At 47.0% G+C, this 21404-nt stretch carries 14 protein-coding genes; 12 read left to right on the top strand and 2 right to left on the bottom strand.

Going from position 1 to position 21404, the window contains the following annotated elements:
- Positions 1-186: 186 nt before the first annotated feature.
- The 5 genes from BP95_RS0105090 (at position 187) to BP95_RS32230 (ending at position 8313) form a co-directional block, all read left to right on the top strand.
- Positions 187-2637: an EAL domain-containing protein gene (locus BP95_RS0105090; protein ID WP_036666688.1), complete on the top strand. Its 2451-nt coding sequence runs from the start codon at positions 187-189 to the stop codon at positions 2635-2637.
- A gap of 419 nt (positions 2638-3056) precedes the next feature.
- Positions 3057-4511, top strand: coding sequence for a lytic polysaccharide monooxygenase (locus BP95_RS0105085; RefSeq protein WP_021255139.1), 1455 nt, complete (start codon positions 3057-3059; stop codon positions 4509-4511).
- A gap of 191 nt (positions 4512-4702) precedes the next feature.
- Positions 4703-6478 carry an ABC transporter ATP-binding protein gene (locus BP95_RS0105080; RefSeq protein ID WP_021255138.1) on the top strand — a complete coding sequence of 592 codons (1776 nt, stop codon included), beginning with the start codon at positions 4703-4705 and terminating at the stop codon, positions 6476-6478.
- A gap of 27 nt (positions 6479-6505) precedes the next feature.
- The gene (locus tag BP95_RS0105075; protein ID WP_021255137.1) at positions 6506-7180 is read left to right on the top strand and encodes a response regulator transcription factor; all 675 of its coding nucleotides are present in this window, start codon (positions 6506-6508) and stop codon (positions 7178-7180) included.
- A complete protein-coding gene (locus tag BP95_RS32230) occupies positions 7177-8313 on the top strand; it encodes a sensor histidine kinase (RefSeq protein ID WP_021255136.1) in 1137 nt (378 codons plus the stop codon). The genes BP95_RS0105075 and BP95_RS32230 overlap by 4 nt, the downstream gene beginning before the upstream one ends.
- A 26-nt stretch (positions 8314-8339) precedes the next feature.
- On the opposite strand, the gene BP95_RS0105065 is transcribed toward BP95_RS32230, so the two are convergent.
- On the bottom strand, positions 8340-8855 hold the full coding sequence (locus tag BP95_RS0105065) for a DUF1572 family protein (protein ID WP_021255135.1): 516 nt from the start codon (positions 8853-8855) through the stop codon (positions 8340-8342).
- Positions 8856-9133: 278 nt separating this feature from the next.
- On the opposite strand from BP95_RS0105065, the gene BP95_RS0105060 reads away from it, so the two are divergent.
- The 4 genes from BP95_RS0105060 to BP95_RS0105045 all read left to right on the top strand — a co-directional run bounded on the left by BP95_RS0105060 (position 9134) and on the right by BP95_RS0105045 (position 12938).
- Positions 9134-9358, top strand: a complete 225-nt coding sequence (locus tag BP95_RS0105060) for a hypothetical protein (RefSeq protein WP_021255134.1) — start codon at positions 9134-9136, stop codon at positions 9356-9358.
- A 180-nt stretch (positions 9359-9538) separates the two neighbouring features.
- Positions 9539-10738: a phosphoenolpyruvate hydrolase family protein gene (locus BP95_RS0105055; protein WP_028531565.1), complete on the top strand. Its 1200-nt coding sequence runs from the start codon at positions 9539-9541 to the stop codon at positions 10736-10738.
- 122 nt (positions 10739-10860) lie between these two features.
- On the top strand, positions 10861-12105 hold the full coding sequence (locus BP95_RS29590; RefSeq protein ID WP_036666684.1) for a Tm-1-like ATP-binding domain-containing protein: 1245 nt from the start codon (positions 10861-10863) through the stop codon (positions 12103-12105).
- Positions 12102-12938 (top strand): phosphoenolpyruvate hydrolase family protein, encoded by an 837-nt coding sequence (locus BP95_RS0105045; protein WP_028531564.1) that lies wholly within the window; start codon positions 12102-12104, stop codon positions 12936-12938. The genes BP95_RS29590 and BP95_RS0105045 overlap by 4 nt, the downstream gene beginning before the upstream one ends.
- Before the next feature lie 179 nt (positions 12939-13117).
- Here the strand turns inward: BP95_RS0105045 and BP95_RS0105040 are convergent, their stop codons facing one another.
- Positions 13118-13801, bottom strand: coding sequence for an MIP/aquaporin family protein (locus BP95_RS0105040; RefSeq protein WP_036666682.1), 684 nt, complete (start codon positions 13799-13801; stop codon positions 13118-13120).
- Positions 13802-14406: 605 nt separating this feature from the next.
- On the opposite strand from BP95_RS0105040, the gene BP95_RS0105030 reads away from it, so the two are divergent.
- From BP95_RS0105030 to BP95_RS31770, 3 genes are read left to right on the top strand one after another with little or no spacing between them, the layout of a single operon-like run.
- Positions 14407-16056 carry an S-layer homology domain-containing protein gene (locus BP95_RS0105030; protein ID WP_028531561.1) on the top strand — a complete coding sequence of 550 codons (1650 nt, stop codon included), beginning with the start codon at positions 14407-14409 and terminating at the stop codon, positions 16054-16056.
- Positions 16057-16072: 16 nt separating this feature from the next.
- Positions 16073-17617 carry a dockerin type I domain-containing protein gene (locus tag BP95_RS0105025; RefSeq protein ID WP_028531560.1) on the top strand — a complete coding sequence of 515 codons (1545 nt, stop codon included), beginning with the start codon at positions 16073-16075 and terminating at the stop codon, positions 17615-17617.
- Positions 17614-20826, top strand: coding sequence for a cohesin domain-containing protein (locus tag BP95_RS31770; RefSeq protein ID WP_051613995.1), 3213 nt, complete (start codon positions 17614-17616; stop codon positions 20824-20826). Before BP95_RS0105025 ends, BP95_RS31770 begins: the two co-directional genes overlap by 4 nt.
- Positions 20827-21404: the final 578 nt, after the last annotated feature.

Genomic DNA, 21404 nt, shown 5'->3' with positions numbered 1-21404 from the left:
CAAGCATGCGTGGTAATGTTTGCTAAATATACAAAATTAATTGGTTCATTAGTCCTATAAAAAGCAACTTATCGCCTAGAAGATATTTAAAATTTATCAGTAATATAGTATGATTGTCGCATAAATACGGTTGCTTTTGAAATGATGGCAAGTGCCTATCAACAAAGGGAAAGAAGGTGTCTGAAAATGGGGCATGTCCATCATATTCATGGGACATATGATTTGTTTCTCGTTATCGTTTCTTATTTAATTGCTGTAACTGCATCCTACTCTGCATTGGATCTTGCCGGGAGAATCAGTATGAGCAAAGGAAACAGAAGGTTAATCTGGCTAATATGCGGGGCAACATCAATGGGATTAGGCATCTGGTCCATGCATTTTGTGGGGATGTTATCCATGTCGCTGCCGGTGAAAGTTACATACGACATCGACTATGTAGTTATCTCCGTAATCCTTGCGATATTCGTCTCAAGTATCTCTCTCTTTACCGTAGCGAGGAAGAAGATCGGTATTGGCGAGCTTATCCTATCAGGCATATTGATGGCGCTTGGAATATCTGGCATGCATTATGTTGGCATGGATGCGATGATGATTGGGATTACCTATGATACAGCAATTGTGATTTTGTCGATTGCAATCGCGGTGACTGCTTCTGCGATCGCTCTGTGGCTTCTGTTCTATTTCCGCAAGGATCAAGCAGGAAGCGGAACATGGTACAAGCTGGGAAGTGCGTTGATCATGGGCGCTGGCATTGCAGGCATGCATTATACAGGTATGATTGCAGCTCATTTCTACATTGATCCGAACATTAATCGGAGATCTGCCTTATTGATCGATCCGGCAGTGCTCGCTTACATTATTGCCTGTGCGACATTCTTGTTACTGGGCATGACCTTATTCGGCGTATTTATCACCAGACGTCTGTCCCAGAAAGATTATGTGATTCAAGAACATGCTGGTTGGTACCGGACATTGTATGAGAACAATGTGGATGGAATCATATCCGTAGATACGAACGGACAAATCATTAGCATAAATCCTGCGGTCATTCGGATGATTGGCGGGCAAGCGGAAGAATACATAAACCAAAATATATCTAATATTGAAGCGATCGTTGCCGATGATTTAACTGAAAGAGCCCGCAAGTTGTACGATATTGCGATTGAAAACAAAACACATAGCTATGATACGGCAGTTATTGCGAAGGATGGGCGTCGGTTAGAGCTGAAGGTAATTATCGTACCGGTGGAGATTGAAGGTGAACTGGCAGGCAATCATGTTATCGCTCGGGACATAACGGAAGAGAAGAAAGCGAAGGAACAGATTAAGCATCTGGCCTATCATGATGATCTGACCGGATTGCCGAATCGTCGCATGTTCAACGAGATTCTGACACAGCTCATCAAGGATTGTGAACGGGAGGGTGGATACTTCGGCGTAATGGCCCTGGATATTGACAGGTTCAAGTTAATTAATGACTCGCTTGGACATACATACGGCGATATATTCCTGAAGGCTGTAAGCGATCGAATTATCTCCAGCGTAGAAGGGTATGAAGCAACGATCTCACGGCTCGGAGGCGATGAATTCATTGTACTCTGCCGTACGAATCCGGCTGGAACTGATTGTGAGAAATTGGCCACGCGAATCGTCGAGGAGATGCGGCAGCCATTCCGGCTGAAGGATAATGATTTCTACATTTCAACAAGTGTCGGCACGGCTATCTATCCGAAGGACAGCACAGATCCGGTTGAATTGATTAAGAAGGCCGATGCAGCTATGTACGAGGTGAAGAAACACGGCAAGAACGGTCATCAATTCTACACTTCAGATCTCGATGTTGGCTTGCTAGGTAAGATCGAGCTAGAAGGCGACTTGCGCAAGGCAGTACAGCGGGGAGAGCTAGTCCTGCATTATCAGCCTCAAATCAGTACGGAAGAGAACAAAATGATCGGCGTCGAAGCGCTCGTGAGATGGAACCATCCGACGCGAGGCCTGTTAATGCCAGGCGCCTTCATTCCATTAGCTGAAGAGACAGGAATGATTAGTGAAATCGGCAATTGGGTCATTCGGGAGGCATGCCGTCAGATGAAGGAATGGCATGATGCGGGAGGTCCGCTTATTCCTGTATCTGTCAACCTGTCAACACAGCAGTTCCATCATTCGAATCTCACCGAGCAAGTGAAGCTGGTACTGCACGAAACAGGTCTGCCCTCGCAATATTTGGAACTCGAAATCACGGAGAGCATGATGATGGATGCGGGGATATCCACGACCATTCTGCATGAACTCAATAAGCTTGGCATTCGTATTAGCTTGGATGACTTCGGTACAGGATATAGTTCTCTCAGCTACTTGAAGACGTTCCCGATACATAAGCTGAAGATTGATAGATCCTTCATTACGGATATATCCAGCAACGAGAATGATAAAGCGATCGTTGCAACCATTATTTCTATGGCGCAGCATTTGAAGCTGAATGTGATTGCAGAAGGAATTGAGACGAAGGAGCAGTTGGATATTCTGACTGAGAAGGAATGTCGTGAAATTCAAGGCTATTACTTCAGTAAGCCGCTGCCTGCAGCAGATGTAGAGAGTTCCTTTTTTGTACCGCTGCGAACTGAAGATACGGTATGAAGATAAATGTAGAATAATTTTCGGTTAAATAAATGATCATGAAGACATATGAAATTGGTGTCTTCATAGTCACAATGAATTATAATGCTTTAACTTTAATAGCATTTTTTGATTATTTTTCAATGAAGAAGAATCGTGCCAAAATTCCGGTAATTGGGATAATGGTATTTCATTTTCGAATTATGGAAATGAGTGGATCTAAATCCTGTGACTTAAGTCGCGATAATGGTTCTTTCCTCATGAAATTATAATCCCGTATGTAGTGCTGGTTCGAAAGCGCGTCTATAGGTATGTGGAACCTTTGCAGAGCGTGAAGTTATGGGTAAGATGTGGTCGGGACAACTAATGAATGTATGCTCATATTGTCCTGTACATTTTCACCTATAAGTGACATGATGACACGGAAGGAGACAGTACGAATGACGAAGAGAAGCGAATGGAGCACAAATGTTAAAACGCTTATCCTTTCATGCGGGATAGTTGTATTAGGTGCCGCAGCAGCAGGCGGTTATGCTGGTACAGCATACGCACATGGTTATATGGAAGGACCGACAAGCCGGGCGCTGCTGTGCAAGCAAGGAGAAAATAAAAACTGCGGTTCTATTCAATATGAGCCACAGAGTGTAGAAGCAAAAGGCAATTTCCCAGTAGGCGGTCCGAAGGACGGAGAAATTACAGGCGGTGGGATCTTCCCCGAGCTGTTCGAGCAATCGGCAGATCGATGGACGAAGGTTACCCTGCATGGCGGCAAAAACACGATGTCTTGGCATCTAACTGCTCCGCACAGCACGAAGGAATGGAAATACTACATTACGAAAAAAGGCTGGAACCCGAACGAGCCGTTGAAGCGCTCGGACTTGGAATTGTTCGCATCGTTCCAAGATGGCGGTAAAAAGCCACAGACCAAAGTATCTCATGAGGTAACTGTTCCAACAGACCGCAGTGGTTATCATATTATATTGGGTGTCTGGGAAATTGCGGACACCGGCAATGCATTCTATCAGGTTGTGGATGTGAACTTGGTGAACAATGGCGAGGTTCAGCCTCCAACGGTTCCATCTAATCTCGAATCGAAAATCCAAACGGCTGCAAGTATTGAGCTAGGCTGGGCAGCATCAAATGCTTCAAATGGCATTAAGCAGTATGAAATTTACCGTGATGGCAAACTCGTTGGCACATCTGTGACTCCATCCTATGTAGATAAAGGGTTAACTGCTTCCACCTCGTATGTGTATACGGTAGTCGCAGTTGACGGGGCTAATAATCGTTCAGCGGCAAGCAGCCCGCTTACTGTGACAACGAAGGCGGCTGTTGTGGATACAGAAGCTCCATCCGTTCCGACGAACGTAAGAGCGCCTCATACAATGACTACAGGTGTTCATCTCGTATGGGATGCATCCAAGGATAATGTTGGGGTGGCCCAATACGAAGTTTTCCGCAATGGTACGTTTGTCGGTACAGCAGTGGAGCCATCCTTCATGGATCAAGGGCTGAAGTCTGGCACGACGTATACTTACACGGTAGTGGCTGTAGATGAAGCGGGCAACCGATCTGCGGCGAGCAATGCGGTTCAAGTGACTACGAAATCGGATGAGCAGACATCGACGACATGGGACAGCACGAAAGTATATGTAAGCGGCGATCGCGTCACTTATCAAGGTCTGGATTATGAAGCAAAATGGTGGACGCAAGGCGATAAGCCAGGCTCTTCTGATGTATGGAAGCTGCTGAGCGATGTGGTACAAGAGTGGAATTCTTCAACCGCCTATGATGGACAAGCTAAGGTGACATATGAAGGCGCCACGTACCAAGCGCAGTGGTGGACAAAAGGCGAGACGCCAGGAAAAACAGATGTGTGGAAGCTTGTAAAATAAAATGCATAGTTGAATACAACCCGAAAAAGCCGTTCTCGAACGAAAGAAGCCGGAGAATTTACTCTCCATCCGCTCTCGTTATGGGACGGCTTTTTGCATGGATGTAGCTCTCTGTTTACATTCCGTTTAAATTCATTGATTATGATGGACTCAACTTTACAAGTGGATAATATATAAGGAGCTGGGGATCAATGGATAGAGAAATAGAAGGAACGAAGGGGTCATTCGGAAATTGGCGGCAATTTTTACGCGTCATAAATGAGACAAAGCCATCGAAATTGATGTTATTTATTGCGTTGCTGATGAGTATTGGTTCAACTGCAGTCTCACTGGTAATACCGATGTTTACAAAGGGGATGGTAGACAACTTCTCCATGTCGAAGCTGGATACGATGCAGATTGTGGCGCTGGCCGCAGCTTTCATTATTCAGACGGTTGCTTCCGGTTTATCGATATACATGCTGAATCTTATCGGCCAACGGGTTGTAGCTGGATTGCGGGATCGATTGTGGAGGAAGCTCCTGATATTGCCCGTATCGTATTATGATGAGAACAAGACTGGTGAGACGGTAAGCCGAATTACGAATGATACCGGGATTGTGAAAGGGTTCATTACCGAGCATTTATCAAGCTTCTTCACGGGAATCGTTTCCGTGATCGGTTCATTTATCGTATTGCTGTACTTAGACTGGCAGATGACGGTCATTATGCTAGTTGTCATTCCACTCGCAGCACTGGTTTTACTCCCGCTTGGGAAACAAATGTTCAAAATATCAAAAGGCCTGCAGGATGAGACAGCGTCCTTCACTGCTGTATTAAGCCAAGTCCTGTCCGAGATTCGTCTCGTGAAAGCATCGAATGCAGAGTCCAGAGAATATGAGAATGGACGCAAGGGCATCAATAACTTGCTTCGTTTTGGCATTAAAGAGGGTGTCGTTCAGGCATTGATCGCTCCGATCATGTCTTTTGTATTAATGGTCTTGCTTGTTGTTATCATCGGATATGGTGGAATGCGGGTATCCTCAGGCGTGTTGTCTGCGGGTGAGTTGGTTGCCTTCATTTTGTATCTGATTCAGATCGTGATGCCGATGAGTCAGCTATCGATGTTCTTTACGCAGCTGCAGAAGGCAATTGGAGCAACGGATCATATGATCTCCATCTTCGATGCAGCAGAGGAAGATCATGTACATGGCAAACCGGTGGAACAAGCCGATCAACCGATACAAGTGGAGAATGTCCACTTTGCTTATGCTCACGGTGAGCCTATACTAGAGGATGTAAGCTTCACGATTCCTGCTGGAAAAGTGACGGCAATCGTAGGCCCGAGCGGCGGTGGGAAGACCACACTATTCTCGCTGTTCGAACGCTTCTATTTGCCAACCTCAGGTGCAATTAAGCTTGGAGAGGTGGATATTAACGAGTTCTCTCTCCAGTCTTGGCGGACTCAGATCGGTTATGTGTCACAGGAAAGTCCGCTTATCGATGGATCGATTCGTGAGAACATATGCTATGGTATGAATCGTGAAGTGACGAACGAAGAACTGGAACATGCCGCGCAAATGGCATACGCAGACGGCTTCATTCAGGAGCTTGCTGAAGGGTATGAGACTCCTGTAGGTGAGCGGGGGCTTAAGCTGTCTGGCGGTCAGCGGCAGCGGATTGCCATTGCACGGGCACTGCTGCGCAACCCGCGTATCTTGATGCTCGATGAGGCAACATCTGCGCTGGACAGCAAATCAGAAATTGTTGTACAGAAGGCATTGAACAATCTGATGCAGGGCCGTACCACGCTCGTGATTGCACATCGATTATCTACCGTAGTAGATGCAGATCAAATTTTGTTTGTCGAGAAGGGCCAGCTAACAGGCTGCGGCACCCATGCGACATTGTTCGAGACGCACGAAATGTACCGTGAATTCGCTGCACAGCAGCTCCGCATTCTGGATGAATCGGAGGAAGCTTGCTAGTAGGAAGAAAGGGGCGGTAATAAGTAGATGGCAACCATACTCGTCGTTGACGATGATCCACATATTCGCAAGCTTGTCACCGTATTTTTGCAGAAGGAGGGCTTCAAGACCATTGAAGCCCCTGATGGAGTTGAAGCTCTTACCCAGATGGAGAGCAATAAGGCTGACTTGGTTGTGCTCGATATTATGATGCCGAACATGGATGGGTGGGATTTGTGCCGTGAATTAAGGGCGCTGTATGATATCCCGCTCCTTATGTTAACCGCTAAGGGTGAGACATCACAGAAGGTCAAAGGGTTTAACCTTGGAACAGACGATTATCTAGTGAAGCCTTTCGATCCGATGGAGCTTGTCGTTCGCGTCAGGGCGCTGCTCAAGCGGTACCAGATCGCTACATCAAAAATCGCTCAGTTCGGACGTATCGTCATGAACCAGCATACATTCGAAGTAACCACTAGCGATGCGACGTTTTCATTGCCTTTGAAGGAATTCGAACTATTATTCAAGCTGGGCGGATATCCAGGCAAAACCTTTTCCAGGGAACAATTGATAGAGGATATATGGGGGTATGACTACGAGGGCAATGAGCGGACAGTTGACGTGCATATTAATCGCTTGCGGGAGAGGTTCCCTGAGACTGAACATGGGTTCAAGATCAAGACGATTCGCGGGCTTGGCTATCGGCTAGAGGTACTCGAATGACGCTTCGTGAACGGTATGCAGCCTTCAAGGCGACGAAGACAGGTCGTGTTCTGAAATTCATAACAGGAATGGCAACCATATTATTACTTATCCTGGCATCATGGTCATTATCGTATTTGATTAATCCTTACGTCATGAACTGGGTCGGTTGGAAGCAAGACAGCTATTGGGCTTTTCTCGTTTTATGCGTGATGGGACTGCTATTTTTCGTCGCGGTACTTGCAATCATATTCCCGTTTGTCCGCGTTAAGCACGTTAAGTTCTACCAATCCATTCTGGATGCGCTGAAGAAAATCTCCCGAGGGGAGTTTGATATCCGTATTCCGATGAATGAGGATTTTCGGGATGAATATGGGTCCCTCGTTGATGGGATTCAACAAATGGCGGACAGCTTAGGGGAAATGGAGCAGATGCGGCAGGAGTTCATATCGAATGTCTCGCACGAGATTCAATCACCATTGACCTCGATCCGCGGATTTGCACGTGCCCTACAGAGTGAGGAGCTGATTGAAGAAGAGCGTCTAAATTATCTTCAAATCATTGAAATGGAGACGATGAGATTATCCAAGCTTAGCGAGAATTTGCTCAAATTAACGTCACTGGAATCGGAGCACCATCCGATGGAGATGAAGCGCTATCGATTGGATCAGCAGCTTCGTAATATCGCGTTGATCAGCGAACCCCAATGGCTGGAGAAGCGTATCGAATTAGATTTGAATGTAGATAAAATGGAGATTACAGCGGATGAAGAGATGCTGAGTCAAGTATGGATGAACCTTGTGCATAATGCGATTAAGTTCACGCCTGAAGGCGGGGGTATTCATATCGAGGCGCGCATGTCTAATGGGACGGTTGAAGTGTGCATTACCGATAGTGGGATTGGGATTGATGAGGAGCATATTCCGCATTTATTTGAGCGGTTCTTCAAGGCAGATGTGTCTCGTAATCGTACCATCGCTGGTAATGGGCTGGGGCTGTCGATTGTACAGAAAATCGTCCAGCTTCACTCCGGAGATATCCAAGTGTCAAGTAGGAAGGGAGAAGGGTCAACCTTCTGTGTGAAGCTTCCCTTAGACCCAAATGTGGCTGAATCATCTATTTTAGAAGCAGGAAGCGCCGGTTTACGTAAGTAGCGTGAGCGGCGCTTTTTTTAATAGGTTCAGTTTTTCTTTCTTGGAATGGATAAGGTGCTCCATTCCTCGGACTTCAATTGCTTGGCAGCGTATACAATTTGACCGACATGATAGGCGTAATGAGACATCTGGCGCTCGATGGCTTCCATGACAGTGTGCGGCTGCTGTCGGATCGTCACCGTCTTGGTAAGATCGTCAACGGTTAGCGATTGAAGGGTATCCAGAAACACCTTCCATCCCTGGTTCCACACATCAAGGAGCATCTCACGACTCGTAATGCTGTCCTCGAATTCTCCATCTCGATTGCGATCGTCCTTCTCGCCGTCTGTAGTGAGGAAGTCCGTCCAGCGTGAGATCATATTGCCGCTCATATGCTTTACGATGACCGCGATGCTGTTCGAGTCCACATTGTAAGACCAGTTCCACTCTTCGTCCTCTAATTGTTCAAACGTTCGTTCACCCATCTTCTTCAATTCTACGAATCTTTTATTGACGACATGTAAATAATGCTGGGCGATCTGGCTTTCCGCTTGCAACACCATAGGAATCATCCTCCTCGAATGAACATCGTTACTATACGGCTACGGATCAACACGATATAATGAGTAGCATAGCAATTTCCTCTTGCTGGAAAGGTTACTTCGTATTATGCAATGAATATGAACTGTGGGCAATGGAAATGAGCAAATTTTTTTATAACAGAAGAGACGAAAGCGAAGCTTATCATACAGTTAGTTGTACTAAAAATGGGAATCATTCGTGTTAGAGGATCAATGAAGGGTTTGAATGAGACGAGAATGATGTGATGGAGGATAGGTAGATGGATCGACGAATAAAGCGACGCCTGTGCGCCTTATTGATTTGTTGTATCGTGTGCTGTATAGCCGTCATCGTATTTCTGTTCCAATTGAAGGGGAGTAAGGATTCTAACTATATGGGAGCGACTTTGTTCGCAGCAATGCTGTCACTCTTTTTTATAGTTGGCAACACGGCAGTGCTAATCAGTCTGTTTGCGCAGCGTCGGGCTAGGAGGAAAATACAATAGTACGTAGGCAGCAGCTTGGAGATTTTTCACCAAGCTGCTTTTTTGCATGTTGCACGAGTTGAAGCCATTCATTTATGGACATTCGACCGGCTAATCAGAGAATGTTATGATATTCTCAACACAATCGAAACGAAGCAACAACCTAGCAGCAACAACGGCATGAAAAGAAGGTGTGTGAACGTGTACTTTGATCGTGAAACGATTCGAAATAGATTGCATGCCCAATTGAAATCGAACGGGCACATTATTGGCGTAGCAGCCGGTGCAGGGATTTCGGCTAAATATGCGGTAAAGGGCGGCGCCGATTTCATTTTGGCATTGAATTCGGGGCGCTTCAGACAGATGGGCTTAAGCTCTCTAGGGGGACTGCTCCCATTTGGGAACTGCAATGAGCTCGTCATGGAATTTGGCTCGAAGGAAATTGTACCGCTCGTCAGAGAGGTACCGGTGATGTTCGGGTTATGCGCAACAGATCCGACAATTCAGTTGGAGGCGTACATTCAAGAAATTCAGAATAAAGGATTCTCGGGAATCAACAATTACCCTACCGTTGGACTGATTGGTGGACAATTCGGCGAGGCGCTAGAAGAAGCGGGTATCAGCTTCGAGTCGGAAGTGGAAGCGATCCGTATCGCAAGCGGGATGGGCATGTTCACGATTGCGTTCGTGTTCAACCGGGAACAGGCGCACCAGATGGCAGCAGCCGGTGCAGATATAATCTGTGCTCACTTAGGATTTACGAAGGGCGGCGTATTAGGTGCGGCGAAGGTGCTCTCTTTGAAGGCAGCGGCAGACTTGGCGGCGCAGATTTTCCAAGTGAGTGATAAAATCAATCCGAATGTGATCAAGATGATTTATGGCGGTCCAGTCAATACGCCGGCTGATGTAAAATATATGTATGACAATACGAGCGCAGTCGGGTACTTGGGCGGCTCATCATTTGAGCGAATTCCTTCAGAGGCGGCGATTACGAAGACTGCGATTGATTTCAAGGAAGTTGGGGTAACGGAGCAAGACAAGCTGCTTCACAAAATGCTCGAAGGCGTGACGAAGCATTACGATTATGTGCAGTTCGTGAAGGAATACGTTGAGGCGAACTACATGTATGATATTTCGTTTGCAGAGCTGGCTCAGGTTGCACATCTGTCGAGAACCCATCTGAGTTATTTATTCAAGCAAGAGGTGGGATGTACATTTCCAGAATACTTGACTAGATTCCGAATCAATAAGTCGATCGAGTTGATGAAGCAGCGTCATTTAGATTTGTCGGAGCTATCCGGCTTGGTTGGCTATAACGATTATGCGCACTTCAGCAAAATGTTCAAAAGGACAACGGGATTGTCTCCAAGAGAATATCAGCGACAATACAAAAACACATGAACATCGTACAAATATACATGAATACGAATCGGAACCGCCCTATACTTGAATTGTAAGCCGGCTTAGGTAGTTCATATAGATCAGTACTTCATATACTTCCACTTCATAAGGAGGTTGTTATATTGAAAACAGTGGCGATAGTCGGTACGTTCGATTCCAAAGGAGCAGAGTTCTTGTATGTAAAGGAAATTCTAGAAGGGCTTGGATTGAATACGCTTACGATTCATAGCGGGGTATTTGATCCGATGTTCGTTCCCGATGTATCGAACGAGGAAGTGGCTAGAGAGGTGCAGGCGGATATTTATGAAATTGCCTCCAGGAAGGATCGCGCCTTAGCAACCGAAGTGTTGGCCCAAGGAATGGAGAAGCTGATTCCAAGGTTGTATTCGGAAGGGAAGTTCGATGGCATCCTCTCCTTCGGCGGCTCCGGTGGTACTTCTATAGTAACGCCAGGAATGAGAGCGCTGCCAATTGGGGTGCCGAAGATCATGGTATCGACGGTTGCTTCTGGCAATGTAGCGCAATACGTAGGCACAAGCGATATTATGATGTATCCATCGATCGTCGATGTGTCGGGCTTGAACTCGATCTCGACACGCATCTTTACGAATGCCGCACTTGCGATTGCTGGTATGGTGAAGGAAGAAGTGGCGGTGACGGTAGAGAAGAAGCCGCTAATTGCAGCCACGATGTTCGGTGTGACAACCCCTTGCGTCAATCATGCGAGAGAGTACTTGGAGAAGCATGGATATGAGGTTGTTGTCTTCCATGCGACAGGTGCAGGTGGGAAGACGATGGAACGCTTGATTGAATCCCACTATTTCGATGGTGTTCTGGATTTGACAACAACAGAATGGTGCGACGAACTGGTCGGCGGAGTGCTGAATGCTGGGCCGCATCGGCTGGAGGCCGCAGTTCGGGCTCAAGTGCCTCAGGTTGTATCGACGGGGGCGCTGGATATGGTGAACTTCGGGCCATTCGACTCCGTGCCGGAGCAGTTCCAAAATCGTAATTTCTATAAGCATAATCCGACCGTAACGCTGATGCGAACCACGGTTGAAGAGAATATAGAGCTCGGTAAGATCATTGCCGATAAGCTGAATCAAGCAACTTCACCGACAGTGCTGATGCTGCCGTTGAACGGGGTATCCGCACTGGATGTAGAAGGACAGCCATTCTACGGGATGGAAGAGGATAAGGCTTTATTCGATACACTTCGTACGCGGATCAATAGGGAAGCTGTGGAGCTTATTGAAATGAATGCAGACATCAATGACGAACAGTTCGCAATCGCAGCAGCGCAGAAGCTCATCGAGCTGATGAAGCACAGCAGCAGCGAAACTTACATCAAGGAGGAAGTACAATGAAACAATCACGCCAAGATATCATCAATAAATTGAAGCAACAAGTTGCCAATGGTGAAATGATACTCGGAGCTGGGGCAGGTACGGGGATTTCCGCGAAGAGTGGAGAAGCGGGCGGCGTTGACTTAATCATCATTTATAACTCAGGCAGATATAGAATGGCGGGACGCGGCTCACTTGCAGGACTGCTCCCTTATGGCGATGCTAACCAAATCGTAGTCGATATGGGCGCTGAGGTGCTCCCTGTTGTGAAGAATACGCCGGTACTTGCGGGTGTGTGTGGGACGGATCCGTTTCGCATCATGGAAGTGTTCCTGAAGCAATTGAAGGAACAGGGCTTCGCGGGTGTGCAGAACTTCCCGACAGTTGGACTGATTGACGGGGTATTTAGATCGAACTTAGAGGAAACAGGCATGGGCTATGACCTAGAGGTGGATATGATTCGTCAAGCACATGAGCTCGGCATGCTGACGACGCCATACGTATTCGATGAAGAACAGGCGATTAAGATGGCGAAGGCAGGGGCTGATATTCTGGTTGCGCATATGGGCCTGACTACCAAGGGTACCATCGGAGCGAAGACAGCATTGACGCTTGATGATTGCGCGAAGAGAGTGCAGGCAATTGCCGACGCAGGTCGAACGGTTAATCCAGATATACTCGTTATCTGCCACGGAGGCCCGATCGCTGATCCGGAGGATGCGCAATATATCTTCGAACATACAACAGGCATCGATGGATTCTTCGGGGCGTCGAGTATCGAGCGTTTTGCTGCAGAAGTCGGAATCAGACAGCAAGCCGAAGCATTCAAGAATGTGAAGTTGAAGCAGCAATAGAACATTAGCATAGCGGGGGAGTGAGTGCTCTCATGCATCGTTCGTTGTAGTTTGCAGATTTCATTTTCGCATGAAGATGTTTGAATTTGAATATACAGCACATGTGCATCATTTTGCATATGCAAAGGGGCTTGCTGCGCTTATGCGGCAAGCCCCTTCGTTATGTGTTGGTATCTATCTTAGGCTTTGCGGCTTCCCAATACGCGGAATGTAATGACCGCTAGAATAGCGCCAACGAATGGTGCTGTTACGAACACCCACAGTTGGGACCATGCTTCGCCGCCGAGCAATACAGCAGGCCCGAAGCTGCGGGCAGGGTTAACGGATGTTCCTGTCAATCCAATACCAAGAATGTGAACGAACGCCAGTGTAAGACCAATCACGATTCCAGCTACACTGCCCTTGCTTTCATCCGAAGTTACACCGAGAATGGCGTAAATGAACACGAACGTCAATACGATTTCGACAACGAATGCCATGATTGGAGTAATGCCGATGCCGTAACCAGCCCCGAATCCGTTCTGGCCAAGGTTCGTTACCGCAGTGCCCGTGGAATCAATGATTGCATACAGCAATCCAGCACCTGCAACAGCCCCGATTGTTTGAGCGACAACATACCCGATGAAGTCTGTAACAGACATTTTTTTATTGAACAGCATGGCAAGTGAGACAGCTGGGTTGACGTGACATCCGCTGATTGGCCCGATCACATAGGCCAGCGCAACGATCGACAAGCCGAAGGCAAAGGCGATGCCGAGATTTCCGAGCTGTGCTCCTGCAGTTGCTGCGCTTCCGCAACCGAACAGAACGAGTACAAATGTACCGATAAGTTCGGAAAGATATTTTTTGATTGGTGAGTGCATGTAGTTCCTCCTTGTAATACTTACGAATTGTCAATGACAAATACCATATACACCTTTGAAAACCATAAAGAAACATCCAATATTTTCTGAAAAGTCATTAAAAATGTCCTTTCTCTGTTAAGACTATGCGTCATTCCAGCAAAAATATGTTGAATCCGATTCAGAAAAAGGGCATTTGTCTTAGCTTTGATGATATAACGCGAATAAAAGAGGAAAACGTAGGCTGATGGAGAAATTTATATCAGATCGAGGGGTGGGTAAGAATTCCAATTGGTAGGTAGCGAAATAGGAGAAAAGTTCCTTGAAAATGAAAGCGTCAGGACTTCAATTTCACTCAAGCAATATTATGGAACATGCACAATTACAAGAGGAGATTCAGTTAGAATTTAGAATTGCATTTCCATATACACGAAGAGAACCCGCTACTATCGACTATAAGATGATGAAGCGGGTTTTTATTTACCCATGGCACTTCATGTTGAAAAATTCATCTGAACAATCATGGGTTCACTTTATACAGAATAAAGGACATGACCGAAGGAGGTGATCCCTTTTAGCTAAATCCGAATCTAACCCAAAAGTTTGATCCGAAAGGAGAGATCAGGATGAAAAAAATGATGTTTGCGCTTTGCTTGATGCTGCTCATATTGATGTCTTTCAACTTTAGCAGCATGGACGCCAAGGCGGCAGAGGGGGCACAGATTACTCTTAGTAACCCTTCAAGCAGCGTACATGTTGGTGACACGTTCAAGTTGCAAGTGAGCGGTGAAAATTTCAATGATCTATTTGGTGTCGAGGTTTCGCTAACCTACGACATCAAGGCTTTGCAGGTGCTGGAGGTAAAGGCCGGTGACGGGTATGATGCTTTTGGCGCTTACAAGGATGATGCCAATGAAGGGAAGCTTTATATCCCCGTGATGAGAAAACAGCTGCAGGGAATTCCGCAGGCATCTGTTCGCCTAGCAGAAATTACGTTTAAGGCGCTGCAGGGAAAACAGGCCGTTGTCGAGATTCAGCATGTGAAAGCCGTAAGCAGCGAAAGAGTTGTTAATGAGCAAGGATACAAAGATTTGAAAGTGCTTACATTTGGTGTGGGTGAAGCAATAACATTTACAATTTCGAAGAAGGACGACCGAGATCCTTCTCCAGGATCGGGGTCAGGTTCAGGCTCAGGCACCACGAGCGGACAGTCGGGTTCAAGCAAGGAGCCGGTTTGGAATATGGATGCCATATTGAAGGAAAAGGATCCGGTACGTGCTGCGGAAATGCTGCAAACCTTACTGAACGGGCTGAAATTGGAACCGGCTTCAGTAGTCAAGGAGGTAATTCAGAAAGCTGCGTTATCCATCCTGGAGAAACTATCTTCCATTTCTATGAATAAAGAGGGCGTGGATACCTATGTGATTGCCCCAGAGGATCTGAGCAAGCGAAAAACACTTTTGGAGAACATGAAATTATCTCTGTCTCAATGGAAGATGAATACTGCGGAAATCAATAAAATCGAGCTCAATGCATTGTTGGAATATACGCTGGGCGGACGTGATGTCAATAAACTGGGCGTTTATCGTTATAACACGGCTACGGCTGCTTGGGAATATATCAGGGAAGCCCTCCATCAAGAGCAGGCTAGTAAATTCGGGCTGGTTGTAAAGCAGGCCGGGACATACCGTGTGATGGAATATACCAAGTCGTTTGAAGATATCTCCGGCATTTATCCGGAAGCCCGATATGCAATTGAGGCTCTGACTGCGAAGCATATCGTGCAAGGGACATCGGAGACGTTATTTTCGCCTAGAAAAGCAGTGACCCGCGCTGAGTTTTCTTCCATGATCGTGAAAGCGCTCTCCTTGGATCGGCTTATAACGGATCGTAAAGAAGAAGCCGCATATTCGGATGTTAGGAAAGGCGATTGGTATTACGAAGACGTGAAAATAATGCATCAGCTTCAAATAACCAAAGGTTACGACGATGGCACATTCAAGCCGAATGAACCGGTGACCCGTGAGCAGATGGTCGTCATGATGATGAATGCATTACAAATCCTCGGTCAGGTTCAGGGCGGCAATGCGCAGGCTTCAGGCAAGGTGTTTGCTGATCAAAATGCAATTAGTTCTTGGGCCCAATCGTCGGTAAATAAGGCAAAAGAAATGAAGATCATTTCAGGTACAGGGCAGAACCTATTTATGCCGAAGCAGTCTTCAAATCGTGCCGATACGGCCGTGTTGATTTGGAAAATGCATCAGCATGCGAAATAAGGGAGGGGAGTCGGTTATGTTGAACTCCGGATTGAAAAAAGTTTGGAGAATGGGGAGAATTGCCGCGTTGGTTTTTCTAATCGCCTTGCAGCCGTTAATGCTTGTTCCCGGAACCGCCGAGGCTTCTGGGGCACGTAAAGATGCGATATCAACGGAACAGGGCGGTGATCCAGTCGATCAGCCGATTGGTGAACCCGCTGATGGTGGGCCGACTGACGGATCTGGCATGGATAATGGTGAGCCTGGCGATGGTTCAGTTGATGTGCCATCCGATGGCAAAGATGGTGATCCGGCGGACGGTAAGGTTAAACAACCGCAGGAAGATCCGGTGGATGACTCCTTGATCCCGGAAGGAGAAGAGAAGGATCCGCTGCTTGAGCCTGTAGGGGCGGGCGAACTGGCTTCTCAAGAAATTCATGAAGTGAAACCACTCTTCAATAACGGGTTTGAAGAGGCGTTGAATGCGGATGGAACCATCCCAGGCTGGAGCATGTTTTTTGCTCCGAATGAGGGAACTTCCTATGAAATAACGCAGGATATGCGGTATTACGGCACTTCCAGCCTGAAGCTGGTAGATAAATCGAATACACTGCCGATTTATGTGCAGAGCGATCCGCGCCATGTAACGCCGGGCTATACGTATAACGGGTCGGCCATGATGTATATTGCCCCGAATGCAGGAAATGCGCCCGGAGCGAGCCTGGTGCTTCGTTTCTATGATGCAGCCGGGAAACAGGTCAATACGGATAAGGATGGCGAGAACATCGTTCATTTACGAACCGTCGGGTCGTGGACGCGGGTTACGGTAACGGGTATTGCTCCTTCCAATGCCGTAAATGCGAGATTAGCAGCTTCTATTTCTAACTACTTTACTGCGGAGTCAGGTGCTTTTTATGATGACTTCACTTTAACCTCACCGCAAGAAGAGAAAGCGCCAGGAACCTTGCATCTGCAAATGCCTACAGGCATTTCAGGCAGCCAGCAGCTTGAAGCCAAAATTATGCTGAGCCGAGGTCAGGACGTGCAGAAGGCATTTGGCAGCTTGCGTTATGATCCGACGGTGCTGGAGGTTGTGTATGCAGCCGTCGCAAGTGATTTTCATACAGGTGGGGAAGCAAAGCTGAATTGGAGTCATGAAGCGGGGGTTCTGAAATTCGAGGTATCCAAAACAGCGGGTTCTAGCGTCAGCGATGATAAACAGATCATAAATGTCACCTTTAAAGTTTTGGGTGAGCCAGATCGTGTTGATGTTACGCTTCTTACGGGCTCCGGGGTACAGGATTCAGAAGGTATCCAGAACAACAAGATTTATATCGGTACATCTGATGAACGAGCCAGCACCCAGATCCGAAGAGCAACTCTGGATGTGAACGGCGACGGGATGATTGATCTGTTTGATGTGATGGCTGTAGCCAAAATGGTCGGGCAAATGGCGACGGGGGACAACTGGAAATATGATATCAACAATGACGGCAGAATTGATCATGCGGATGTCGAGGCGCTGACCAACGCGATCCTGTCGAAGCTGCTGAATTTGGATGAAGGAGGACATGCTCTATGATACCACGCGGTATGAGAACCCGTTCAATTACTATGGCGCTTATCTTGGCACTGGGGCTAAGTACGCTATTGCCGATGGGGGCGCAGGCAGCCTCGGAGAAGGAGAGTAAATTGTCGAAATTAAAGTTTGGAACGCCCATAAATCTCGGTTATCCGATCCGTACCGTATCGATCAACGATGGCGTGATGGGAAAAGAAAATGGAAGGGATGTGCTGTACACAACAGCATCAACCACTCCTGCCGTATTTAACGTGATAGATGTCAAAAATAACGCGCTAATCCGTACTTTTGAGCTTGAAGGAGTCGCCCAATCGTGGAGACATGTCATTGCTCCCGACGGTACCGTTTATATTGGCACCAATACCGCATCAGGTACGGGGGAGCTGTGGAGCTACTCGCCGGCTACCAAGTCCGTTCAGAAGCTGAAGGTCATCGGGGGCGAGAAATCAGTATGGTCCATGACAACCGATCCAGAAGGAAATGTCTATATCGGCACCTATGATCATGGCAAGCTGTTCCGATATAATCCGAAGACCAAAGAATTAAAGGATTACGGGAGTTTACTTGCTAACCACAACTATATACGCTCCATGGCTTACGTTGATGGTTACCTTTATGCCGGCATGGCGCTTCCATTCGAAGTCGTGAAAGTGAACGTGAAGACGGGAGCTTCGGAAGTCATCTCCGACGCAGTACCGGGCATTCTTGGTGTAGAACATGAAAAACTGGAATTTGCCTATGATATGGCCGTAGTGGATAAATATCTGTTTGTCAAAGCAAGTGGAGAAGCAGGTTTAATGATGGTCTACTACAATCTGCAGGAACAGAAGTGGGAAGATAAATATATAGGTGTTGATCCAGTAAACGGTAAGGGAGTGATGAGCTATAACCAGATCCCTGTCGCGGAAGGCAAGGCTTATGTGCCAGCCCACGGAGGCATCTTGGAGGTTGATTTGTCGACGCTTGCGACGAGAAATACGGGAATTAGCTTTGCTACTTCCTTACGTGGGGCGGCATGGATCGATATGGGGGATCCTGAGCTAACCCCTGACCGCACGATCGTGACGATCCAGGCCAACGGCAAATTATCGGCGCTGGACGTGAAGAAAGGACTGCGCAAAGATCTGCCGGGCGTTGCCGCCAAAGGCGGACCGATTCCGATTCATAATATGGAGCGGGGAACGGATGGACGCCTGTATATGACCGCTTATCCCGGCGGGGTCGGAGGTGCGTTTGATCCGGTAACCCGTGAATCATCCAACTTCTTGATCGGACAAGCGGAAGGGATCGTATCTGCCGGAAATAAGGTATATTACGGGATATATCCTGGCGGGTACATTTATGAGACGGATATTTCCAATGGCAAAATGAGCGAGCCCAAGCAGCTGTTCCAGGTTGGATCAGGTCAAGATAGACCCTATAAGATGGAGTATGCGGACGGAAAGTTGCTGATCGGTACGATTCCGGACTATGGGCAATTGGGCGGAGCATTAACGATTTACGATTTGGCAAGCGGGGAAAAGCAGGTGTATCGCAATATCATCCAGGATCACAGCATTGTAGGTCTTGCCTATAAGGACGGTAAAATTTATGGTTCAACTACCAAATCTGGAGGATTAAACACAACGATGCCTGCGAATAACCCGGAAGTGTTTGTTTGGGATATCGCGAAAAAGGAAATAACGATGCATACACAGCTTACATCGTTGACTGGGCTTGGCAATCATCGGATGATCAGCGGGCTTACTATTGGACCGGACGGTTTGCTGTGGGGCGGCGTTGACGGCGTACTTTTTGCATTGAATCCGGACGATCTTTCGGTCGTTAAGCAAAAAAACATATATCCCGATGTGAAGGATTACGGAATGTGGCGTCCGTATTATTCCCGCTGGGGTGAGGATGGTCTTCTGTATATCAGTCTGGCGAACAGGATGACGGTTGTGGATCCGGCCACGATGGAGTATCGTTCGTTAACTCCAAGCAACTTTGAGATGAGCTTCATGACACTTGCTAAGGACGCGGACGGACATGAACAAATCTATTACACGGATAAAACGAAATTAATGATGATCCCGATTTCCGAATCTGACAGCGTAAAGACGGTTGTGAGGAACGGCTGTTTCGGGGAACCGCTAAATGCGGATGGAACCATCCCAGGCTGGAGCAGCGCGGAAGCAGGAACGGAAGTTGAGTATAGCCTTTCGCAGGAACAGAGCTTTTGTGGAGAACAAGGGCAAAGCTTGAAGATTATTGACAAGTCACAAAGCAATAAAGGAATCGGCAGCTATCTTAGCGATCCGATTCCAGTCGTCCGCGGCGGCGAATATACGGCTTCGGCGAAACTCTATATCGAGCAGGGACTGATTGAAGGCTTGAGAACGGATGACTCCGGCATCGTTTTATATTTCTATGATAAATCCGGTGCCCGGATCAGTACGGTAGCAGGCACGATAATTAAAGGCATGCCACAAAAAGAATGGATCGACATTTCAGCGACCGGCACTGCTCCAGAACAAGCGGTTTTCGCACGAATATCCCTATATTCTTCAGCGTGGAACATGATGGTCGGATATTATGACCAAGTGACCTTTGAAGGACAGTCTCCGGGCGGGCTGCAATTGAAGGCTGTGGGCGAAGTGTCCGTCGGAGATACGTTTGATGTGATCTTGCAGGCCAAGGACGTTACCGACCTGTATGCGGTGCAGGCAGCATTGGCATTTGACCCCGCCCTGTTCGAAGTGGTGGATGTTCGGATGGCAGACGGGTTCGGTTCCACATCTACCGCTTATCTGGGTTGGAACCAAGACGGTGCGAAGGGCAAAGTCAACATCATTGCTACTCAGTTAGGAGATCGAGCACTAGGCGGCAACGTGGATATTGCGCATATAACCATAAAGGCGAAGCAATTTGGCGATCCGGCGGAAGTGGTGCTTACCAAACAGTCGTTCTTTACCGACAAAAATGGAGATGTGACCAAACTGTCTTATATGCTCTCGGAAGATGAGAAGCTTGGCATCCGATTCGCTTACGATGTAGAAGATTTCAACAAAGACCATAGAGTAGACGCTCAGGATATCGCGCTCATTGCCAAGCAATTGGGCAAGAAGCTTGACGACAGCAACCGAATGATGGACTTGAACGGAGATGGAATCATTGATATCAGCGATATTGCACTGGTCGTATTGAAATCGCTAGAGTCCGTGAACTAGGGTTCTGCCATCTGAGCAGCCCTTTCTAAACAAGGCGCCCCTTCTTTCGGTTGAATGCCGGAAAAGGGGCGCTGTCTCATCTATGAGTACATCAATGAGATGTTTATAGTACGTTGTTACGACTAGTTTTGGGCGGGCGATAGATAAAAAGACCAAACGAACGAAATCATACGCTTGGCCCTTTTATTTTAATAGACTTGATTCAAACTAACCATCCCAAGACTACCGTAAGAACCTTCCCCTTTAAGGACATAAGATCCTGCACTAAGGTATCCAACTGAAATCTCGACAGGACTTGGGGAAGTGGGGCCAATATTCACGGTAAACTTGCCAGTCTAATACTCTATTTTTTCCACAGATTAGCAACATAATGAATACACTGTTACATACGAATCAAAATTTTTCAAAATTATGTTGGATAATATTTATAGACAAAAGATCTGGGTAACATCGAATAATTAATAGATCAATTGGAACGAAGTGGGATATGGATTTATAATTATGAAGGGGGGCAATCATTAACAGGATACTGATCTGACGCGATTGTCACTAATATCTGCCCTGTAGAGTGTGATCTT

The sequence above is a fragment of the Paenibacillus sp. UNC217MF genome, from assembly GCF_000686865.1.
Classification (GTDB): Bacteria; Bacillota; Bacilli; order Paenibacillales; family Paenibacillaceae; genus Paenibacillus_B; species Paenibacillus_B suaedae.
Note: the sequence above shows the minus strand (reverse complement) of the source record. Positions and strands in the feature narration are given on the sequence as shown.